Below are 21,306 nucleotides of genomic sequence, written 5' to 3' on the forward strand. Positions count from 1 at the left end.
TTCAGGAGGGACATCAATGCAAATACGCGATTTAGGGGTTTTAGCTGCAGTCATTATGGTTGTAGCGATGCTCATTATCCCTCTTCCACATTGGTTATTAAGCTTTTTAATTATCGTCAATATTACATTGGCGATTCTTGTATTATTAACAGCCATGAATATGAAAGAAGCCCTTGATTTCTCGATTTTCCCGACAGTTATCCTTTTATTAACCCTATTCCGTCTAGCATTATCGGTTTCTACAACACGTGCAATTTTAGCAGAAGGTGATGCAGGACAGGTTGTAGAGACATTTGGTAATTTCGTTACGGGCGGGAATATTTTAGTCGGCTTAGTAATTTTCCTATTACTTGTTATTATTCAATTCATCGTTATTACAAAAGGTGCCGAGCGTGTTGCTGAAGTAGCTGCGCGTTTCACGTTAGATGCGATGCCGGGTAAGCAAATGAGTATTGATGCTGATTTAAATGCAGGGATGATTTCTGAAAAGGAAGCGCGTGAACGACGCGAAAAGGTAGCCGGAGAAGCGGACTTTTATGGTGCGATGGATGGTGCTACAAAATTCGTAAAAGGTGACGCAATTGCTTCTATTATCATGGTAGGTATTAACTTACTGTTTGGTATGATTATTGGTATGATGCAAATGGAGCTAAGCTTTGGCGAAGCTGCAGCAAAATATTCATTGCTGACAGTCGGTGACGGACTTGTATCACAAATTCCTGCATTATTAATTTCGACCGCTACAGGGATTGTAGTAACACGTGCTGCCTCTAAAGGAAATCTTGGTGCAGATATTACCGATCAATTATTTGCGCAATCGAAACTGCTCTATGTTGCTGCAGGTACGATTTTATTGCTCGGATTGTTTACGCCAATTCCTGATTGGATAACAATGCCGATCGCTGCAGCTTTGGCAATTGGAGCGTTTCTGATGGATCGTAAAAAGGATGAAACTCCAGAAGAAATGATGGAAATTGAAGAAGAAGTAGCTTCAGATACGATGAAAAGTCCCGAAAATGTTATTAACTTATTAAATGTAGACCCAATCGAATTCGAATTTGGATATGGGTTAATTCCATTGGTGGATGCTGCGCAAGGTGGAGATTTACTGGACAGAGTTGTCATGATTCGCCGTCAGCTTGCATTAGAACTTGGGATTGTTATTCCAATTGTTCGTATCCGTGATAATATACAACTACAACCGAATGAATACAGAATTAAGATTAAGGGAAATGAAATGGCAAGAGGTGAACTATTGCTGGATCATTATTTAGCAATGAGTCCCGGGGATGACGACTCAATTGATGGAATAGATACAATCGAGCCTTCATTCGGCCTTCCTGCAAAATGGATTACAGAAGCAGTAAAAGAAGATGCAGAAATGTTTGGGTATACAGTAGTTGATCCACCGAGTGTTGTATCAACACATTTAACGGAAATTATTCGTGCAAATGCCCATGATTTACTGGGACGTCAGGAAGCGAAGCAATTAATAGACCACTTACGTGAAACACATGCGATATTAGTAGACGAGTTAATCCCAGCGCCACTTTCAATTGGTGAAGTGCAAAAAGTTTTGGCGAAATTACTACGTGAAAATGTTTCCGTTCGCAATTTACCAATCATATTTGAAACACTTGCAGATTATGCAAAACTTACGAGTGATACGGATATATTAACCGAGTATGTAAGACAAGCATTGGCAAGACAAATAACGGCTCAGTTTGTTGGTGGTCAACAAGCCTTGAAAGTCATTACTGTTTCTGCAAAAGTGGAAAAGTTATTGGCAGATAGCATTCAGCAAACAGACCATGGAAACTATTTGGCAATGGATCCACAAGAATCACAATTTGTTCTGGAAGCAGTCGCAAAGGAAGTGGAGCGTGTATCTTATATGGAGCAATCACCTATCATGCTTTGCTCACCAGGTGTGCGTATGTATTTAAGACAGTTGACAGAGCGGTATTTCCCGCAAGTTCCAATTCTATCCTATAATGAGTTAGATGCAGCAGTAGAAATTCAAAGTGTTGGGGTGGTGAATGTTGAATGAAGATGAAAAAGTATAATGCACCTTCTATTGCCGAAGCGATGAAACAAATCCGGTCAGATTTAGGCGAGGATGCAGTTATTTTAAATTCAAAAGTAGTCGTAACGAAAAAGTTTTTTGGATTGGTAAAAAATAAAAGCTATGAAGTAGTAGCTGGCTATGACCAGGTGGAGAAAATACCAGCTTACTTCTCTTCACAAGACATTCCAACTGGTCCTTCTTTCAGGGATGATAAAACAATGCCTATGAACCAGTCATCTTCACCTATGGAAAAACCTAAAAAGGCATTACAGGAGGATAGTTCTGCAGTTTCAGGAAATTTAGTGAAGGAAATTGCGGAATTAAAGTCTATGATGCAGTCAATGCAACGTATGTCGACACAATCTCAATATCCGAATGAGCTCTTACCTTTTGTCGATTTTTTAAAACAGCAGGAACTTGGAGAGGAGCTTATCACAGCAATTAGTGATGAGCTTTTTGAACATTACAGTCAAAATAATCAACTTACCTGGAACGAAATGCAGGAAATAGCGAAAGACTATTTAAGAAAAGAATTATATGACCTTCCCATTAGTGGGATGTCATATGATAAAAAATATATTAATGTTTTAGGTCCAACTGGTGTCGGAAAAACAACAACGATTGCTAAAATAGCAGCACGCTCAGTTTTGGAAAAGAAAAAGAAGATTGGATTTATTACGACCGATACATACCGAATTGCGGCGATAGAGCAATTGAAAACCTATGCTGCACTATTACAGGCACCTGTAGAGGTCGTTTATAATGCTACAGATTATGCAGAGGCGATAAAAAAATTAGCTCATTTAGACTTGATCTTTATCGATACTGCCGGAAGAAACTATAAAGAAGCTAAATACGTAGATGATTTAAAATCTTTAATACAATTTGATGATCAACTGGAGTCTTACCTAGTATTATCTTTAACGGCAAAGCAAAAAGACCTTGAATCAATTATTGAACAATTTAAGGACATAAATATAGAAAAATATATCTTTACAAAGCTTGATGAAACAAATTCTATTGGCACTATGTTTAATTTAATGATTAAATATAATAAAGGACTCGCTTACTATACGAATGGTCAAGAAGTACCAGAAGATATAGAACAGCCAAGTAGTGATAAGCTACTAGAGCTTTTTTTCAAGGAGAATTTAGATGAAGGATCAAGCTGATAAACTACGTCAAAAAATGCTTGAAAGCGAAGAGACGATAGGAAGATCAATTGCAGTTGTAAGCGGTAAAGGCGGAGTAGGAAAGAGCAATTTTACAACCAACTTCGCAACACTATTGGCTAAAACAGGGAAAAAGGTAATCATCCTTGATATGGATATAGGGATGGGAAATGTCCATATTCTCGTGGGCAACTCTGTAAAATATAGTTTGAAAGATTACTTGGATGGCCAAATGACACTGGAAGATGTCATGTTTAAAACAGAAGAAGGTGTCAGTTATATATCTGGAGGATCTGGCATGTCCTCATTAATGGATTGGTCGCCGGCTATTTTTAATCGTCTAATAACAGCCTTTGAAGCACTACAGAAGGAATATGATTTTGTATTCTTTGATATGGGTGCAGGTGTCGTTGATTGGTCGCTCGATTTATTAACATCAATTGAAGAAATCATCGTCATTTCAACAGCTGAACCAACTTCAATTATGGATGCCTATTCAATGATGAAGTTTATTCACCTGAAAGATCCTCAGAAGAAATTTTATTTATTATGTAATCGTGCATTTACATTAGAGGAAGGCATAGAAACGACTCAGCGCTTAAAAACAGTGATGATGAAATTTTTGGAAAAGGATGTCCACATTCTTGGTTCGCTTCCGGAAGATCCAGTTGTCCGCCAAGCCGTTCGTCAACAATCCTTGTTCACGACGATCTATCCGGATGCTCCTGTGTCACAAACTATGGGCAAGCTCGTTCAGCAATTTTTAACAGTAGAAACCGAAATGAAAGAAGTGCACGCTTCAAGTCAGTCAAGTAAGTTTTTATCCAAATTAAAAAGCATCTTTTCGAGAGGTCGTGGTTAAATGAGCATCCTAAAGAAAAGTAAATTATTGGTTGTTGACGACTCCGCCTTTATGCGGAAGTTAATAAGTGATTTTTTTTTGGACCATCCGTACATTGAAGTAATAGGAGCTGCACGCAACGGCAAAGATGCAATTAAAAAAATTGAACAGCTAAAGCCGGATGTCGTAACGATGGATGTGGAAATGCCGGAAATGAATGGATTGGATGCTTTAAGAGAAATTATGCAAAATTATCCAGTGCCTGTTATCATGCTCTCAAGTACGACACAACGCGGCGCGGATAATACCTTAATGGCAATGGAATATGGTGCCGTTGACTTTGTAGCGAAACCTAGTGGGACAATTTCGTTAGATTTACATAAAATTCAAGATGAGTTAGTTCGGAAAGTAGAAGAAGCTTCGAAAATTTCCATTTTGAAGTTAAAAAAGCCGTTACGTACATCTTTACCAAATAATCAACCAATACGTGTGACATATGCAAATGAGGGATTTATTGACAACGTAAAGACAAAACCGTTGGAAACATTAAAACCTGCAATTCTCAAAAGAGCATGGGGAAAGACGTCCAGAAAAATTATTTTAATAGGTACTTCTACAGGTGGTCCAAGAGCTTTACAGGAAGTGATTACAAAAATCCCTGGAACTGTAGATGCTCCGATTTTGATTGTGCAGCATATGCCTGCAGGATTTACAAAGTCATTGGCTACAAGACTTGATCAATTAAGTGAAATTCATGTGAAAGAAGCAGAGCAGGGAGATATATTAAAAAAAGGAACTGCTTACCTTGCGCCAGGTGGATATCATCTTAAATTAAGAAAAGTCGGATCAAGTTTCGCAGTCGTACTGGATCAAGATGAGCCTCCACGATCAGGCCATCGTCCGTCTGTAGATGTCATGTTTGAAAATGTAAGTCAATATTCCGATTTTGATAAAATCGCTGTTATCATGACTGGAATGGGCTATGACGGTTCAAAAGGATTAGTTTCACTTAAAAATACAGGAAATGTAATTGCTATTGCAGAGTCAGCCGAAACGTGTATCGTTTATGGAATGCCAAAAGCTGCTGTGGAAACGCAGCTTGTAGATGAAGTGGCGGATGTTGATAATATTGCACAGACAATTATGAAATATTTGCCTTAAAAAAGGGGTGTCTTATAAATGGAATTAAATCAATATTTAGAAATGTTTATTGAAGAAAGCAAAGAACATTTGCAAGCATGCAGCGAACACTTATTGGAATTGGAAAAAAATCCGGACGATTTAACAATTGTCGGAGAAATTTTCCGGTCTGCCCATACATTAAAAGGAATGGCAGCAACAATGGGTTATGAGGATTTAGCAGATTTAACGCATAAAATGGAAAATATACTAGATGCCATCCGTAACGGGAAAATTAAAGTTACTGCTGAAATTTTAGATGTAGTATTTGAATCTGTTGATCATCTAGAAGAAATGGTGTTTCATATTGCTGATGGTGGAGACGGCAAACGCAACGTCCAGGCAACAGTTGAAAAATTAAAGCGTATTGAAGCCGGAGAATCTTCAGTAGCTGTAGCAGAAGAGAATATATCACAACAGGAGGCAGTAGCAAAAAGCACAGCCATCCTTAATGAGAAGGCTCCTATTACAGCGGCGGATTTAAAACTATCCTACGATGATTTTGAAAAGACCGTTATTCTACAATCGTCTGAACAAGATTTTAATGCATACGAAATTACGATAGCTTTACGGGAAGATTGCTTATTAAAAGCAGCCCGTGTCTTTATGGTGTTTGAAATTTTGGAGAAGAACGGTGATGTAATTAAATCATCGCCAACAGTAGATAAACTCGAGGAAGAACAGTTCGATAGTGAATTCCATGTTGCGTTTATTTCAAGGGAATCATCTGAAGATTTACATAAAATGTTGATGAAAGTTTCCGAAGTTGAAAGTGTTGTTGTCAATGAAATTCATCAGGAAGTATTTGTTACAAAAACAACTGCAATCGACATACCAATGCCTGTTTCGGAAGAAGTTGCGCCGTCAGCCAATGATGCTTCGGTTCCTGCCGAAAAACAAAAAACGGTATCAAATACAAACAGTAAATCTTCTGCCCATGCAACGAGCAAAACAATTCGTGTAAATATTGAACGTTTAGATATTTTAATGAATTTATTTGAAGAACTTGCAATTGATCGTGGTCGTTTATTATCAATTGCTTCTGAAGTCAATCATGGAGAATTAAATGAAACGGTAGAACGTATGAGCCGTACAATGGGGGATTTACAGAATATCGTCCTAACTATGCGGATGGTTCCGGTGGAAACAGTATTTAACCGTTTCCCTAAAATGGTGCGTCAGTTATCCCGTGATTTAAATAAGAAAATCGAACTTAATATAGTTGGGGCCGAAACAGAGCTTGACCGTACAGTAATCGATGAAATAGGAGATCCACTTGTACACTTAATACGAAACTCTGTAGACCACGGCATTGAAAGTCCGGAAGTACGACGTTCAAAAGGTAAGCCGGAAGAAGGAACAGTTGAACTGCGCGCCTACCATAGCGGCAATTATGTCTTTATTGAAATAGAAGATGATGGAGCTGGAATTAATCGTGATAAAGTGCTAGCAAAAGCGCTTTCCAAAGGAATCGTAACACATGAACAGTCATTGACGATGACAGACAAGCAAATTAATGAGCTGATTTTAGCGTCAGGATTCTCTACGGCCGATGTCATTTCTGATGTTTCCGGAAGAGGTGTAGGCCTGGATGTTGTTAAAACGACAATTGAATCTTTAGGTGGGAATATTTCCATCGAATCAACACGGAATGTAGGTTCGGTGTTCTCTATTCAATTACCGTTAACTCTATCGATTATTTCTGTTATGTTAGTGGAAATTGAGAAGGAAATCTATGCAATTCCGTTATCTTCAATTATTGAAACATCCATTATCCGTACTTCAGACATCTTAAATGCCCATAATCAAAAAGTAATTGATTTCCGCGGAAAAGTTGTACCACTTGTCTTCCTTGAAGAAATTTTCGGTGTGCCGCGTGACGAAAAAAATGATGATGGTTTCCATTCTGTGGTCATTGTCCGTAAAGGTGATAAGTTAGCGGGATTAGTTGTGGATTCATTCATCGGACAGCAGGAAATTGTCTTGAAGTCATTAGGGAATTATTTGACTAATATTTTTGCGATATCTGGTGCAACGATTTTAGGAAATGGTCAAGTAGCATTAATTGTGGATTGTAATGCGTTAATGAAGTAAAAAGGATAAGAGGTGTGAAAGATGACGAATGCAATAGAGCAAAAAAACTTAAAAGTAATTGTATTTCAATTAGCTGATAAAGAATATGCAATTCCTGTTTCTCACGTTAAGGGAATCGAAAAATTAATGCACATCACCCGTGTACCGAAAACAGAGCGGTTCGTTAAAGGTGTTATTAATCTTCGGGGCGTCGTAACACCAGTTATCGATTTACGAGAACGTTTTGATTTGCCTATATCGGGAAACGAAGAAACAACACGAATTATTATCATAACACTTGAGACGATGGAAGTTGGCTTTATAGTGGATTCTGCAAACGACGTATTGGACATTGATGCAGCTTCTATTGAACAGCAACCGGAAGTAGTTGGCTCCCTGGAAGAAGAATTCATCGCAGGAGTGGCTAAATTGGAAAACCGCTTATTGATTTTACTTCATTTGGATAAAGTATTAAATCCAAATGAGAAATGATTAATTTTCCGGGTAAGTTCATCTTACCTGGAATCTATTAAAGTAGGGATTATAAATGAACTTCAGTGAAAAAATTACTTCACTCCATTTAGATGTATTAAAGGAAATTGGAAATATCGGCGCTGCCCATGCTGCTACGGCATTATCGAATTTACTCCAAAAGAAAATCGATATGCGTGTACCGGATGTGAAAATGGTTTCATTTAATGAAATGATGGAACTGGCGGGTGGACCGGAAAATGTTGTTGTAGGTATTTACCTCCGTATTGAAGGTGATGCCGAGGGGAGTATGTTTTTTATCCTGCCGCTTGAACAGGCCAATCGATTTATTCGTAGCTTAATACGCGATGATTCGTTTGACTTCAATACGCCTCCATATTCTGAATTAGGTTTATCTGCTATGCAGGAGATGGGTAACATTTTATCGGGCTCTTATTTATCTGCTTTATCGGATTTTACTGGACTTAAAATTTACCCGACTGTACCAGGTTTAAGTATTGATATGTTCGGTGCCATTATTAGTATCGGACTTATTGAACTATCGCAAATAAGCGACACTGTTATTGTTATAAATACATCCATTTATGAGGAAGCAATTTCCGATGATGAGGCAGTGAAGGGGCATTTCCTTTTAATGCCGGAGCCAGATTCATTCGAAACAATTTTTAAAGCATTAGGAGTGCCTACTACATGATGGTTACCAATTTATACGAAGTGATTAAAGTAGGGATTGCACAAATGGATATTGTTAAAGCCCCTCATACAATCCGTACTTCAGGTCTTGGTTCGTGTGTTGGCGTTGTTATTTATGACGAATCAAAAAAAATAGGCGGCATGGTTCATGTAATGCTGCCTGATTCAAGCCTGAATCGTACTAACACTTTAAATGAAGCGAAATTCGCAGATACAGGTATTCTTGCTTTAGTAGACAGATTAAAGCGAGATGGGGCACAGAGCTATAAGTTGAAAGCTAAAATTGCCGGTGGTGCACAAATGTTCCAATTTACATCAGATAAAGATTCGATGCGTATCGGTCCAAGAAATGTTGAAGCGGTAAAAGCGCAATTAAAAAAGCTGAACATACCGATTATTTCAGAGGATACTGGTGGGAATAGCGGTCGCACAATCGAGTTTAGTCCGGAAACAAATATACTCAATGTCCGAACAGTAAATAAAGGAGTGAGTGAAATTTGATGTTTGGTTCAATATTTTATAACTGTTGGGCAGCATTACTATCGTTCGCTAGTTATTTTATTTTGGCAATTCAAAATCCGTATGCTTTGCCACTCCAAATAATAAGTACATCTTTTTTAGTCGCGTTCATAGCATTCGTTGGGATGTATTTCCTGCGTTATTTTCTAGGCTATGTTTTCTATACACCGGAAACGCCTGTCTTTGCAGAAACCGAAGATGAGATTATCGGTCAAACAATGATAGACGAGAGTGATCAGCAATTTTCATCTCGCAGTAATCAGTCCACAATGGAATTTGATGAAGAAAATACGGAGGATATTGCTCAAGTCGTTCGAACGATGTTGCATGGCGATGAGGCACTTTCCCGATAAAAGAGTCGTACTTTCGGCTCTTTTTTTGTTTTTTGGAAATGTGTAGATGTTGTGTCTCACGGTTCCTTACATGTTTATTCTTGGGCTTTTTGGTATAATGAATAGTAATTATACTCACTTTAACTACAAAAGGGGGAGGTACGTTTGACTGAACAAGGACATGGAGACGAACAAGCATTATGGGTTCGTTGGACAAAGAACCGAGATCCTGAAGCAGGAGACATGTTAATCAAAAAATATAAGCCACTTGTAACGTATCATGTGCAGCGCATAGCTGTTGGACTTCCTAAAAATGTTTCGAGAAACGATTTAATGAGTCTTGGAATGATGGGACTTTTTGATGCTTTAAATAAATTTGATATAAATCGAGATTTAAAGTTTGATACGTACGCATCCTTTCGTGTACGAGGCGCAATTATCGATGGACTTCGGAAGGAAGACTGGCTTCCGCGTTCAGCACGTGAAAAGGCCAAAAAGTTAGATGCCCAAATTGAGTCACTTGAGCAAAAGCTGATGCGCCATGCAACCCCTGAGGAAGTTGCTGCACAAATGAATTTACCTGTTGAAGAAGTTTATCAAACCTATCAGGAACATTTTTTTTCAAATGTACTTTCAATAAATGAGCAACTTGATCAAGAAGATAGTGAAGGCAAATCTTTTGTTATTCGTGATGACCATACAAAGACACCCGAACAGCATACAATACATTTAGAGCTTTTAGGTGATTTGGCAGCCAATATAAAAAAGCTGAATGAAAAAGAACAGCTTGTCATTAGCTTATTCTACTCAGAAGAAATGACATTGACTGAAATTGGGGAAGTCTTGGAGTTATCTACATCACGCATTTCTCAAATCCACTCTAAAGCATTGTTTAAATTACGTAAATTATTGTCTTCAGAAATGATTAATACGTAAGGAGGCGTCTGTATGAGTTTAAAAGGGCTGGAGCTCCAAATTGCGATTCCGAAAACCTTTGATGCAGGGAAAATGGCAGATCAGCATCAGCAAAACAATATTCTCCAGCAAATGCATGCAAATGAAGCGCTTAAAAGGGAAATAGAACGCAAGCAACTTTCGGTAAATGAATCGGATAAAATGGATGCCCTAAAAGATGATGATGAACACTCTGAAAACAATCAGTCACAAATGCAGCACGATCAGAAAAATAAAGACCAATTGGAACAAAAAGTACAACACCCTTTTAAAGGGAATCTTTTTGATTTTAGTGGTTAGGAGAAGTTATGACGACAGCACTAATAGTTACGCTCTTTCTCATCCAATTAGTTACGATTTTCGCCATTGTCATTTTGAACAGTAAGCTTTCTAAATTCAATGATTTAGAAAAGCGTCAAAATGAACTGGTAAATGAGATGGACAACGCCATCAGTGTGTATTTAATGGAAATGAGAGAAGAAAATGACCGACTAATTAATGAATTGAAAAAGCAGCCTGTTCCTCAAAAGGCTGTGCATGAAAACACAGATAAGCAGCTTACACAGCATTCCGGAAATAAAAACATAAAGATGAATGAAGAACAAGCAGCCACTGTAACAACTAAAAAAAGTCCGGTTACAGAACAAGAACCGCGAAAATTCATTCCCGTCAAGCAAGCAGCAAATGCATACAAGAAACAAAAGAACAAACAATTCGATACAGTGGAACAATTAGTAGAATCCGAGTTGTTCACAGCAGCCGAAGATGTACCGCCAAAACAGTTAACTACTGAACAGCAAGCAGTCGAGCTTTACCGAAACGGAAAGACAATAGAAGAAATCGCTAAAATCATGCAACGAGGCAAAACTGAAATCGAGCTTCTCTTAAAGTTTCACGCGTAAAGGAGTTGCACTTGAAAGGCGAGTGTGATATAGTTACAAGCGGTGTTAACAATACACACGTATTTTGATGTAGTAAGTGGTGCTCGTAAGTCTACGGGTAGCTTGTTGCAGATGAAAAATGCGGAGGAAAAAAACCAAACATATTAGGAGGAAACACTCATGTCAGTAATTTCAATGAAACAATTACTAGAAGCTGGTGTACATTTCGGTCACCAAACTCGCCGTTGGAACCCAAAAATGAAGAAATATATCTTCGTAGAACGTAACGGTATTTACATTATCGATTTACAAAAAACGGTTAAAAAATTAGAAGAAGCATACGATTTCATGCGTCAAGTTGGTCAAGACGGTGGTAAAGTTTTATTCGTAGGTACGAAAAAACAAGCACAAGAAGCGATCAAAGAAGAAGCTGAACGTTCAGGTAACTACTACATCAACCAACGTTGGTTAGGTGGTACTTTAACAAACTTCGGTACTATTCAAAAACGTGTTAAACGTATGAAAGATATCGAGAAAATGGAAGAAGACGGTACTTTTGCTGTACTTCCTAAAAAAGAAGTAATCCAACTTAAAAAAGAGCACGAACGCTTAGTTAAATTCTTAGGCGGTATCCGTGATATGAAAGCTATTCCAGACGTAATGTTCGTAGTAGACCCTCGTAAAGAGCGTATCGCAGTTGCAGAAGCAATCAAATTAAACATCCCTCTAGTTGGTATCGTAGACACTAACTGTGATCCAGATGAAATTGATTACGTTATCCCTGCAAACGACGATGCTATCCGCGCGGTTAAATTATTAACGGCTAAAATGGCTGACGCTTTATTAGAAGCTAAACAAGGTGAAGAAGAAGCTCCAGCAGTAGAAGAAGCTACAGCTGAGTAATTCACTTTTAGAAAAGGTGATAAGTGGATGAACCCCTTATCACCTTTTTTTGAGAAATGAATGTAAAAATGTGTGAATCGTTGAAACTTCGCGATTTATCGCTTAAAGTATGAAATAGTGTAAATAAATTTTTTATTATATTTAGGAGGAAACTCAACATGGCAAACGTTACTGCACAATTAGTAAAAGAATTACGCGAAAAAACAGGCGCAGGTATGATGGACTGTAAAAAAGCTTTAGTACAAACTGAAGGCGACATCGATGCTGCAATCGACTTCCTACGTGAAAAAGGTTTAGCTGCTGCTGGTAAGAAAGCTGACCGTATCGCTGCTGAAGGTACAACTTATATTTTAGAAAACGGTAATGAAGCGATTCTTTTAGAAGTAAACGCTGAAACAGATTTCGTTGCGAAAAACGATAAATTCCAATTCTTAGTTTCTTCATTAGCAGAGCAATTATTAGCTGCTAAACCAGAATCAGTAGAAGCTGCTATGGAGTTAGAAAAAGACGGCGTGAAAATCGTTGATCAAATTTCTACAGCTACAGCTACTATCGGTGAGAAAATTTCATTACGTCGTTTTGAAATCAAAACAAAAACTGATGCAGATGCTTTCGGTGCATACTTACACATGGGCGGCCGTATTGGTGTATTAGTAGTTCTTGAAGGTTCTACTGATGCTGCTGCTGCAAAAGATATCGCAATGCATATCGCTGCTATCAACCCAACTTACATTTCTCGTGATGAAGTTTCTGCTGACGAAGTTGAACGTGAGCGCAAAGTATTAACTGAGCAAGCGTTAAACGAAGGTAAACCAGAAAACATCGTAGCGAAAATGGTAGAAGGTCGTCTTGGTAAATATTTCGAAGACGTATGTTTATTAGACCAAGCTTTCGTTAAAAACTCAGATCAAAAAGTTCGTGACTTCGTAAAATCTTTAGATGCTACTGTAACAAGCTTCACTCGTTATGCTGTTGGTGAAGGTATCGAGAAACGTGAAGATAACTTTGCTGAAGAAGTAATGAGCCAAGTTAAAGGTAACTAATTAAATTACAACTTAAATTAACCTTAATTTAAGCAAACAGTAGGGAGCACCATTTGCGTGTTCCCTATTTTTAAAGAAATCTATTTTTGATTTTAGTGAAGTGCGATACATAGCAAATCGGGTCGTATTTCCTTTAAAATAAATGAGTAACGGAGGTCTACTATGAGTGTGTCACAATACAAACGAGTAGTAATTAAACTAAGCGGGGAAGCATTAGCTGGGGAATTGGGCTTCGGTTTCTCACCAGATGTAATTAAATCAATCGCTGCAGAAATTAAAGATGTTATCGACTTGGGTGTAGAGGTTGCATTAGTTGTCGGTGGCGGAAACATTTGGCGCGGGAAAATTGGCGCTGAAATGGGTATGGAGCGTGCCAATGCAGATTATATGGGTATGTTGGGAACAGTGATGAATGCACTTGCTCTACAAGACTCATTAGAAAATCTAGGCGTTCCAACACGTGTTCAATCATCAATCGTTATGACGCAAGTGGCAGAGCCATATATTCGACGTAAAGCAGTTCGTCATTTGGAGAAGTCACGTGTCGTAATTTTCGCTGCGGGAACAGGTAACCCTTATTTCTCAACAGACACGACAGCAGCTTTGCGTGCCGCAGAGATTAATGCAGATGCAATTTTAATGGCGAAAAACAATGTGGATGGTGTATATTCTGCAGATCCAAAATTAGATTCTGAAGCAGTTAAGTATGACACACTTACGTATTTAGACGTTATTCAGCAAGGTTTACAAGTAATGGATTCAACAGCTTCAACATTATGTATGGATAATGATATTAAGCTTGTCGTTTTCAACTTGTCAGAACGTGGTAATATTAAACGTGCCGCAATGGGCGAAAAAATTGGAACAGTTGTTAGGAGAGATGCGTAATGACTAAACAAGTATTAGATCAAGCACAGGAAAAAATGACAAAATCAATCGGTGCCTTCTCACGTGAATTGGCATCAATTCGTGCAGGTGTAGCAAATGCTTCATTATTAGATCGTATTATGGTGGACTACTATGGTTCCCCAACACCGATCAATCAAATGGCGGGTATTGCAGTACCGGAAGCACGCCTTTTAGTGATCCAACCTTATGATAAATCTATCTTAGGTGAAATTGAAAAAGCAATTATGCGTTCTGATATCGGTATTACACCGACAAACGATGGTAATGTTATTCGTTTGGCAGTTCCTGCTTTAACAGAAGAGCGTCGTAAAGAACTAGTTAAACAAGTCAAAAAAGAAGCTGAAGAAGCTAAAATTGCTGTACGTAACGTACGTCGTGATGCTAATGATGACCTGAAAAAATTAGAGAAAAATGGAGAAATTACAGAAGACGAATTACGCGGCTTCGGTGAAGATATCCAAAAATTAACTGACAACTCAATCGTAAAAATTGAGGAATTAGTGAAAGAAAAAGAAAAAGAAATTTTAACAGTTTAATTCTGAACCTTCACTAAAAGGAATTTACTTTCCGTGGTGAAGACACTACTTTATTTCGCGCTATTGGACAACTTTAGCGCGAAATCTCTTACTGAAGTTTTGTGAACTTTAAATGGATTAAGACGTCCTGTTAGTAAGGACGTTTTTTTAATAATGGAGATAAAATTTCATTTTGAAAAGTTATCATTGGAGGGAATTTTTGCTGCCGGTATAGAAATACCGGATCAACCCCCATTTTTTCCTGTTATTTGAAGGATGAGTTGAAAGAATGATACATAGGATAGAAAATAAAGGACATTTTTTCTGTATTTTAAAAAAGAGTTAGCGAATATAAGAAGGACAGACTATACCTTTTTTGATATGATGGAGAAGTAAGTAGTCCGATTTATGCAGTTGGGGGAATTAACTATGTTTAAAAAACTTTTTGGGAAAAATACAAATAAAGAGCAACCATTCAGTGATGGAAGTATGGACTTAGTTAAGGGAGAAGATATCCCTACCCATATTGCAATTATTATGGACGGAAATGGACGTTGGGCGAAAAAGCGTTCAATGCCAAGAGTTGCAGGACATCATGAAGGAATGAAAAATGTCCGGAAAATAACACGTTGCGCTTGTGATTTAGGAGTAAAAGTTTTAACGCTGTATGCATTTTCGACAGAAAATTGGAAGCGTCCTAAATCAGAAGTTGAATTTTTAATGCGTTTACCAGAGCAATTTTTAACTTCCTTTTTACCGGAGCTTATGGAGCGTAACATTAAAGTTGAAATGATTGGTGTGATGGATTCCTTGCCGGAATATACTCAATCAGCTCTAAGAAAAGCGATGGATGAAACGAAAGATAATACCGGTTTGGTATTAAACTTTGCGATGAATTACGGTGGACGCGCGGAAATTGTTATGGCGATGCAGCAACTGATGAATGATGTTGAAGCAGGAAGACTGACAATTGACGAATTAAATGAACAACATATTTCACAATATGTAATGACAGCTCATTTACCTGAACCGGATTTACTTATACGGACAAGTGGAGAAGTACGCATAAGTAACTTTATGCTATGGCAGCTTGCTTATACGGAGTTTTGGTTTACTGATACGCATTGGCCTGATTTTGACGAAGCATGTTTAAAAGAGGCGATTTCTGTATATCAAAACCGTAACCGCCGTTATGGAGGGCTGAAAGGAGAAGAAACAAATTGAAACAGCGCATCATTACTGGAGTAATTGCTGCAGCACTATTTATCCCATTTGTAATTTATGGAGGCGGACCGTTTGCGGTGCTAATGAGTATTATCGCAGTCGTCGGCTTTTATGAATTATTAAAAATGAAAGGAATTTCAATTGCATCCGTTCCAGGAGTATTAGGAACTCTTGCACTATTACTATTAGTGGTACCAAGTGACTGGTCCAAAAACGTAGTAGAATTTCTGCAATATGAATCAACATTAATGATTGTATACGGTTTAGTTATATTATTGTTAATTTATATAGTGCTTGTAAAAAATAAAATGACATTTGATGAAATTGGTTTTATATTAATTGGCGCATTTTATGTCGGACTTGGTTTCCATTATTTTATCGAAACCCGGTTTATCGGATTAGAATATGTCGTATTTGTATTGTTAATTGTTTGGACAACGGATTCTGGCGCATATTTTGTTGGGCGGAAGCTAGGGAAAAATAAATTATGGCCGGAAATATCCCCGAAAAAGACAGTAGAAGGTTTTGTCGGTGGCATTGTCATTGCTGTATGTTTTGCGATCGCGATGCAACTTATTTATCCGATCGCTTCAAGTTGGATGCAATTAATTATTGTAACGATTGTAGCATCGATTGTCGGACAAATGGGTGACCTTGTCGAATCGGCAATTAAGCGCCATTACGGTGTAAAGGATTCGGGTAATATTTTACCTGGGCATGGAGGCATTTTAGATCGTTTTGACAGTCTCTTATTTGTAGTGCCTTTACTTCATTTCTTGCACTTTTTTAATTAATTTCTTTCAGTGAATAGATAAACATAGTTTGTATTAGACATAATTGCGGTGTAACGCAATTGATTTGTTAGGAGGAAGTATCATTGTGAAAAAAATCAGTTTATTAGGTGCAACGGGCTCCATTGGATGGCAGACGTTTGATGTTTTACTTGCACATCCAAATGCTTTTCAGCTTGTTGCTTTTTCTGCCGGAAAAAATATTGAAAAATCTCGTGAAATCATCCAAAAGTTACAACCAGAGTTAGTCTCAATGCAAACAGAGGAAGCGGCTAAAACTTTACAGAAGGAATTTCCGCATGTTTCCTTTACATATGGTGAAAAAGGGTTAGTGGAAGTTGCAACTCATCCTGATTCAACGGTTCTAGTTAATGCAGTTTTAGGCAGTGTTGGGTTGGAATCGACACTTGCAGCAATACGTATGGGGAAAACGATTGCCATTGCGAATAAAGAAACACTTGTAACAGCAGGCCACCTTGTGATGTCAGAAGCGCACAAGTACAATGCACCAATATTGCCTGTGGATAGTGAGCATTCTGCTGTTTTCCAATCGATGAACGGTGAAAATAAAAAACGTATTGAACGAATCATTTTAACAGCTTCAGGTGGTTCATTCCGCGATAAAACACGTGATGAATTAGTCGGTGTAACGGTAAAAGACGCTTTGAATCATCCGAACTGGTCAATGGGGGCTAAAATTACAATCGACTCCGCAACGATGATGAATAAAGGACTTGAAGTTATTGAGGCCCATGTATTATTCAATATGCCGTATGACAATATCGATGTATTACTGCACCGTGAAAGTATTATTCACTCTATGGTGGAGTATGAAGATACTAGTGTTATTGCGCAGCTTGGAACACCGGACATGCGTGTGCCGATTCAGTATGCGCTTAGCTATCCGGATCGCTTGCCCCTTTCAAATGGTCAACGTTTAAACTTAGCTCAAATTGGACAACTTCACTTTAAGGAAGTTGATTTTGATCGATTCCGTGCCCTAAAACTTGCCTATGACGCCGGTCGAATGGGCGGTACTATTTTAACGGCAATGAATGCGGCAAATGAAGCGGCTGTCGAATTATTTTTACAAGAAAAAATAACTTTTTTAGAAATTGAAGAATGTATTGAGCGTATTATGAATAGTCATAACAATATCGCATTACCAGATTTAGAAACAATTTTACATGTAGATAGTGAAACAAGAAAAACAGTAGCAAGCATGGTAAAATAGTGAAGTGCGAGAAAAAAGAGTGTCAGTCAACTATATGTTGGACATTCATATGCATTTAAAAGCATATTTTTTTATTAGTTAACACTAGAAAAAAAGAGAACTAACTTTATGACTCAGTTCCAATGAAGGTGGGAGATTATGCAAACAGTTATAGCCTTTATTTTAATTTTCGGCTCACTCGTTTTTTTCCATGAGCTAGGTCACTTCTTACTTGCAAAGCGCGCGGGCATTATGGTACGTGAATTTGCGATAGGTATGGGACCGAAAATTTTCGGTATGACGAAAGGTGAAACCATTTATACGCTGCGTCTTTTGCCAATTGGCGGCTACGTGAGAATGGCTGGTGAGGATACTGATACCGTAGAATTACAACCGGGTTATCGGGTAGCTTTAATAACCAACGAAGATAATATTGTAGAAAAAATTATTCTAAATCAAAAAACACATTATCAAAATGTTATATTTTTGGAAGTAGAACGGGCAGATTTAGAACGTGAACTTTGGATAGAAGGCTATGATGAGGATGACCAATTCGTTCGCTACAATGTATCGCGTACAGCAATGGTTGTTGAGAATGGAATGGAGCAGATGATTGCGCCGCTCGATCGTCAATTTAATTCGAAACCTGTCGGTGCACGTGCAATGGCAATTTTCGCTGGCCCATTATTTAACTTTATTTTAGCGTTTTTCATTTTCTTAGTGATCGGGCTTATTCAAGGCATTCCATCCGATGATCCGGTTATCGCCGAAGTTATGGACAATTCTGTTGCAAGTAATGCAGGACTTGTCGATGGCGATAAAGTGGTCAAGGTGAATGGACAACCGATTTCAACTTGGGGAGAATTATCGAAACAGATTGTCGACAACCCGAACAAAGCCGTAACGTTCGAAGTGGAACGTGCAACAGGTAGTGAAATAATTGAACTTACACCAAAAGCTGTGGAACAAGAAGGTGGTCCAGCGTACGGACAAATCGGTGTCATGCGTTCCATCGAAAAAAATCCGCTTCAAGCCGTTGTTTATGGTGTAACTGAAACCTATAACATGGTTATTACAATCGGGAAACTTGTCGGCCAGCTTGTTACCGGCCAGCTTTCGATTGAAGCGTTATCAGGTCCGGTAGGGATTTACAAAACAACGGAAGATGTAGTAACATTCGGTTTCTATAATATTTTATACTTCGCCGCAATGCTAAGCGTAAACTTGGGAATCATGAACTTGCTTCCATTACCAGCACTTGACGGTGGCCGTTTATTATTCTTCGCAGTAGAAGCTGTAAGAGGTAAACCGATCGACCGTCAAAAAGAAGGTATGGTTCACTTCGTCGGCATTCTGCTCTTGATGATCTTAATGGTCGTAGTAACCTGGAACGATATCCAGAGATTCTTCTTCTAAAATTAACTTGAGATGATTTAACTTACTGGCAAGCAAGGTGATTGGAATGAAGGGGAGGCGACTCCAGTGGGAATAAGGTACAAAAGCTAAAAACGCCACGTCCTGTGGCAACGCTTTTGTGACCAACATCGTGTTGGCCTCCGTAATGGAAATCACCTCCATGTCAGCTGAGTAATCTTAATTCAACAAAATAGATTTAAAAATGACGGCTTTGAGCGTTTGTATGAATAATACTAGCGTTCAAAGCTAAATTTGATTAGTATTATAGAAGTAGCATTTAATATTAGTTAATGGATATATAGCAATCATTGGCTAAAGCAGATAATAATGAAATATAGATCATTCTTAAATTAAAAAAAGGTGGCACTACTTATGAAACAAACAAAAACGTTTATCCCTACTTTAAGGGAGAATCCAGCTGATGCCGATGTGAAATCACACCGCATGCTAATGCGTGCAGGCTTTATCCGCCAAAACGCATCAGGAGTATACTCATACTTACCATTAGCTCGCAAAGTATTAGCGAAAATCGAGCAAATCATTCGTGAAGAAATGGAAGCAGTCAATTCCATTGAGTTATTAATGCCAGCACTTCAACCAGCTGAATTATGGCAGGAATCAGGTCGTTGGGAGGCATATGGTCCAGAACTTATGCGCTTAAAAGACCGTCATGATCGTGATTTTGCATTAGGTGCAACACATGAAGAAGTAGTTACAACTTTAGTGCGCGATGAAATAAAATCTTATAAAAAGTTACCGTTAACACTTTATCAAATCCAAAGTAAATTCCGCGATGAAAAACGTCCACGCTTTGGTCTATTGCGCGGTCGTGAATTTATTATGAAAGATGCGTATTCTTTCCATGCTTCACGTGAGTCGTTAGATGCGACTTACGATGATATGTATCGTGCATATTCGAATATTTTCTCGCGCCTTGGCTTAAACTTCCGTGCGGTAATTGCCGACGCTGGAACAATTGGCGGTAAAGGTACTCATGAATTTATGGTTCTTTCTGAAATTGGTGAAGATACAATTGCTTACTCGGATTCTTCTGATTATGCTGCCAATATCGAAATGGCGGAAGTTGTTGTAGAATATACAGCACCTACAACGCCAATGAAAGAAGTTGAAAAGTTCGCAACACCTGATCAAAAGACAATTGAAGAAGTTTCGGCATTCTTAAATGTAGAAGCATCGAATGTTATTAAATCATTAGTATTTAATGTTGATGGGGAATTGGTTGTTGTTTTAGCACGTGGCGATCACGAAATTAACGATATTAAACTAAAAAATGCATTGGGAGCTACGTCTGTAGAGTTAGCCGATGATGCTTCTATAAAAGAATTGCTTGGCTGCGCGCCAGGTTCAATTGGTCCAGTTAAATTACCGGTCAATGTAAAAGTTATTGCCGATAATGCAATTAAATCAATTCGTAACGGTGTAGCGGGTGCGAATGAAGATGGCTTCCACTTATTAAACGTAAATCCAGAACGTGACTTTGCGATTGGTTCTTATGAAGATATTCGCTTTATCCAAGTAGGAGACCCTTCTCCAGATGGAGAGGGAGTTATTAAATTTGCTGAAGGAATTGAAGTTGGTCATATCTTCAAATTAGGTACAACTTATTCAGCAAAATTAAATGCTACGTTCCTTGATGAGCAGGGGAAAGCACAACCGTTCATTATGGGATGCTACGGTATTGGGGTTTCACGCTTATTAGCTGCTGTTGCAGAACATTTCCAAGATGAAAATGGATTTGTATGGCCGGCACAATTAGCGCCATATGATATACAATTAGTACCGATTAATACAAAAGACGAAGCACAAGTACAATTAGCAGACGAACTATACGGAGTTTTAAAATCATATCGTTATGACGTGCTATATGATGACCGTGCAGAGCGTGCAGGCGTTAAATTTGCCGATGCAGACTTAATTGGCTTGCCTGTCCGTATTACAGTAGGTAAAAAAGCTTCTGAAGGTTTAGTAGAAGTGAAGTTCCGTGCGACTGGCGAATCGGCAGAATGGGCTAAAGAAGAAGTAGTAGACCGTTTAAACGAATTTTTCCGTCAAAACTAATAATTTGTT

Annotated in this window: 21 protein-coding genes; all 21 read left to right on the plus strand. The window is 38.3% G+C overall.

Translation table 11 applies throughout. The features are described from left to right. The first annotated feature begins 16 nt into the window (after positions 1–16). On the plus strand, positions 17–2,050 hold the full coding sequence (flhA, locus tag MHH95_RS09090) for a flagellar biosynthesis protein FlhA (protein ID WP_340727234.1): 2,034 nt from the start codon (positions 17–19) through the stop codon (positions 2,048–2,050). Beyond that, positions 2,047–3,240 (plus strand): flagellar biosynthesis protein FlhF, encoded by a 1,194-nt coding sequence (gene flhF / locus MHH95_RS09095; protein WP_340727235.1) that lies wholly within the window; start codon positions 2,047–2,049, stop codon positions 3,238–3,240. Before flhA ends, flhF begins: the two co-directional genes overlap by 4 nt. Continuing rightward, positions 3,224–4,102, plus strand: coding sequence for a MinD/ParA family protein (locus MHH95_RS09100; RefSeq protein ID WP_340727236.1), 879 nt, complete (start codon positions 3,224–3,226; stop codon positions 4,100–4,102). Before flhF ends, MHH95_RS09100 begins: the two co-directional genes overlap by 17 nt. Beyond that, positions 4,103–5,242: a protein-glutamate methylesterase/protein-glutamine glutaminase gene (locus MHH95_RS09105; RefSeq protein ID WP_340727237.1), complete on the plus strand. Its 1,140-nt coding sequence runs from the start codon at positions 4,103–4,105 to the stop codon at positions 5,240–5,242. An 18-nt stretch (positions 5,243–5,260) separates the two neighbouring features. Continuing rightward, on the plus strand, positions 5,261–7,354 hold the full coding sequence (locus MHH95_RS09110) for a chemotaxis protein CheA (RefSeq protein WP_340727238.1): 2,094 nt from the start codon (positions 5,261–5,263) through the stop codon (positions 7,352–7,354). Between the two features lie 21 nt (positions 7,355–7,375). After that, a complete protein-coding gene (locus tag MHH95_RS09115) occupies positions 7,376–7,825 on the plus strand; it encodes a chemotaxis protein CheW (RefSeq protein ID WP_340727239.1) in 450 nt (149 codons plus the stop codon). Positions 7,826–7,880: 55 nt separating this feature from the next. Next, entirely contained in the window at positions 7,881–8,519 is a 639-nt protein-coding gene (locus tag MHH95_RS09120; protein ID WP_340727240.1) for a chemotaxis protein CheC, read from the plus strand. Continuing rightward, entirely contained in the window at positions 8,516–9,019 is a 504-nt protein-coding gene (locus MHH95_RS09125; RefSeq protein ID WP_191698387.1) for a chemotaxis protein CheD, read from the plus strand. The genes MHH95_RS09120 and MHH95_RS09125 overlap by 4 nt, the downstream gene beginning before the upstream one ends. After that, complete coding sequence (locus MHH95_RS09130; protein WP_340727241.1) at positions 9,019–9,390, plus strand: multidrug transporter; 372 nt, start codon at positions 9,019–9,021, stop codon at positions 9,388–9,390. Before MHH95_RS09125 ends, MHH95_RS09130 begins: the two co-directional genes overlap by 1 nt. A gap of 144 nt (positions 9,391–9,534) precedes the next feature. Further along, positions 9,535–10,305: a FliA/WhiG family RNA polymerase sigma factor gene (locus MHH95_RS09135; RefSeq protein ID WP_340727242.1), complete on the plus strand. Its 771-nt coding sequence runs from the start codon at positions 9,535–9,537 to the stop codon at positions 10,303–10,305. 12 nt (positions 10,306–10,317) lie between these two features. Then, the gene (locus MHH95_RS09140; RefSeq protein WP_340727243.1) at positions 10,318–10,623 is read left to right on the plus strand and encodes an RNA polymerase subunit sigma; all 306 of its coding nucleotides are present in this window, start codon (positions 10,318–10,320) and stop codon (positions 10,621–10,623) included. 8 nt (positions 10,624–10,631) lie between these two features. After that, the gene (locus tag MHH95_RS09145; RefSeq protein ID WP_340727244.1) at positions 10,632–11,225 is read left to right on the plus strand and encodes a hypothetical protein; all 594 of its coding nucleotides are present in this window, start codon (positions 10,632–10,634) and stop codon (positions 11,223–11,225) included. Positions 11,226–11,384: 159 nt separating this feature from the next. Continuing rightward, positions 11,385–12,107 carry a 30S ribosomal protein S2 gene (rpsB, locus tag MHH95_RS09150; protein WP_008403254.1) on the plus strand — a complete coding sequence of 241 codons (723 nt, stop codon included), beginning with the start codon at positions 11,385–11,387 and terminating at the stop codon, positions 12,105–12,107. Positions 12,108–12,265: 158 nt separating this feature from the next. Then, on the plus strand, positions 12,266–13,150 hold the full coding sequence (gene tsf / locus MHH95_RS09155) for a translation elongation factor Ts (RefSeq protein ID WP_191698382.1): 885 nt from the start codon (positions 12,266–12,268) through the stop codon (positions 13,148–13,150). Between the two features lie 162 nt (positions 13,151–13,312). Further along, positions 13,313–14,038 (plus strand): UMP kinase, encoded by a 726-nt coding sequence (gene pyrH / locus MHH95_RS09160; protein WP_191698381.1) that lies wholly within the window; start codon positions 13,313–13,315, stop codon positions 14,036–14,038. Further along, entirely contained in the window at positions 14,038–14,595 is a 558-nt protein-coding gene (gene frr / locus MHH95_RS09165; protein ID WP_191698380.1) for a ribosome recycling factor, read from the plus strand. Before pyrH ends, frr begins: the two co-directional genes overlap by 1 nt. Positions 14,596–15,003: 408 nt before the next feature. Continuing rightward, the gene (locus MHH95_RS09170; RefSeq protein ID WP_340727245.1) at positions 15,004–15,798 is read left to right on the plus strand and encodes an isoprenyl transferase; all 795 of its coding nucleotides are present in this window, start codon (positions 15,004–15,006) and stop codon (positions 15,796–15,798) included. Next, positions 15,795–16,592: a phosphatidate cytidylyltransferase gene (locus tag MHH95_RS09175; RefSeq protein WP_340727246.1), complete on the plus strand. Its 798-nt coding sequence runs from the start codon at positions 15,795–15,797 to the stop codon at positions 16,590–16,592. The genes MHH95_RS09170 and MHH95_RS09175 overlap by 4 nt, the downstream gene beginning before the upstream one ends. A gap of 85 nt (positions 16,593–16,677) precedes the next feature. Then, positions 16,678–17,823: a 1-deoxy-D-xylulose-5-phosphate reductoisomerase gene (gene dxr, locus MHH95_RS09180; RefSeq protein WP_340727247.1), complete on the plus strand. Its 1,146-nt coding sequence runs from the start codon at positions 16,678–16,680 to the stop codon at positions 17,821–17,823. Positions 17,824–17,961: 138 nt separating this feature from the next. Then, the gene (gene rseP / locus MHH95_RS09185) at positions 17,962–19,218 is read left to right on the plus strand and encodes an RIP metalloprotease RseP (RefSeq protein WP_340727248.1); all 1,257 of its coding nucleotides are present in this window, start codon (positions 17,962–17,964) and stop codon (positions 19,216–19,218) included. 372 nt (positions 19,219–19,590) lie between these two features. Beyond that, positions 19,591–21,297, plus strand: coding sequence for a proline--tRNA ligase (locus tag MHH95_RS09190; RefSeq protein WP_340727249.1), 1,707 nt, complete (start codon positions 19,591–19,593; stop codon positions 21,295–21,297). Positions 21,298–21,306: the final 9 nt, after the last annotated feature.

This window comes from Solibacillus sp. FSL K6-4121 (assembly GCF_038002585.1).
Taxonomy (GTDB): domain Bacteria; phylum Bacillota; class Bacilli; order Bacillales_A; family Planococcaceae; genus Solibacillus; species Solibacillus faecavium.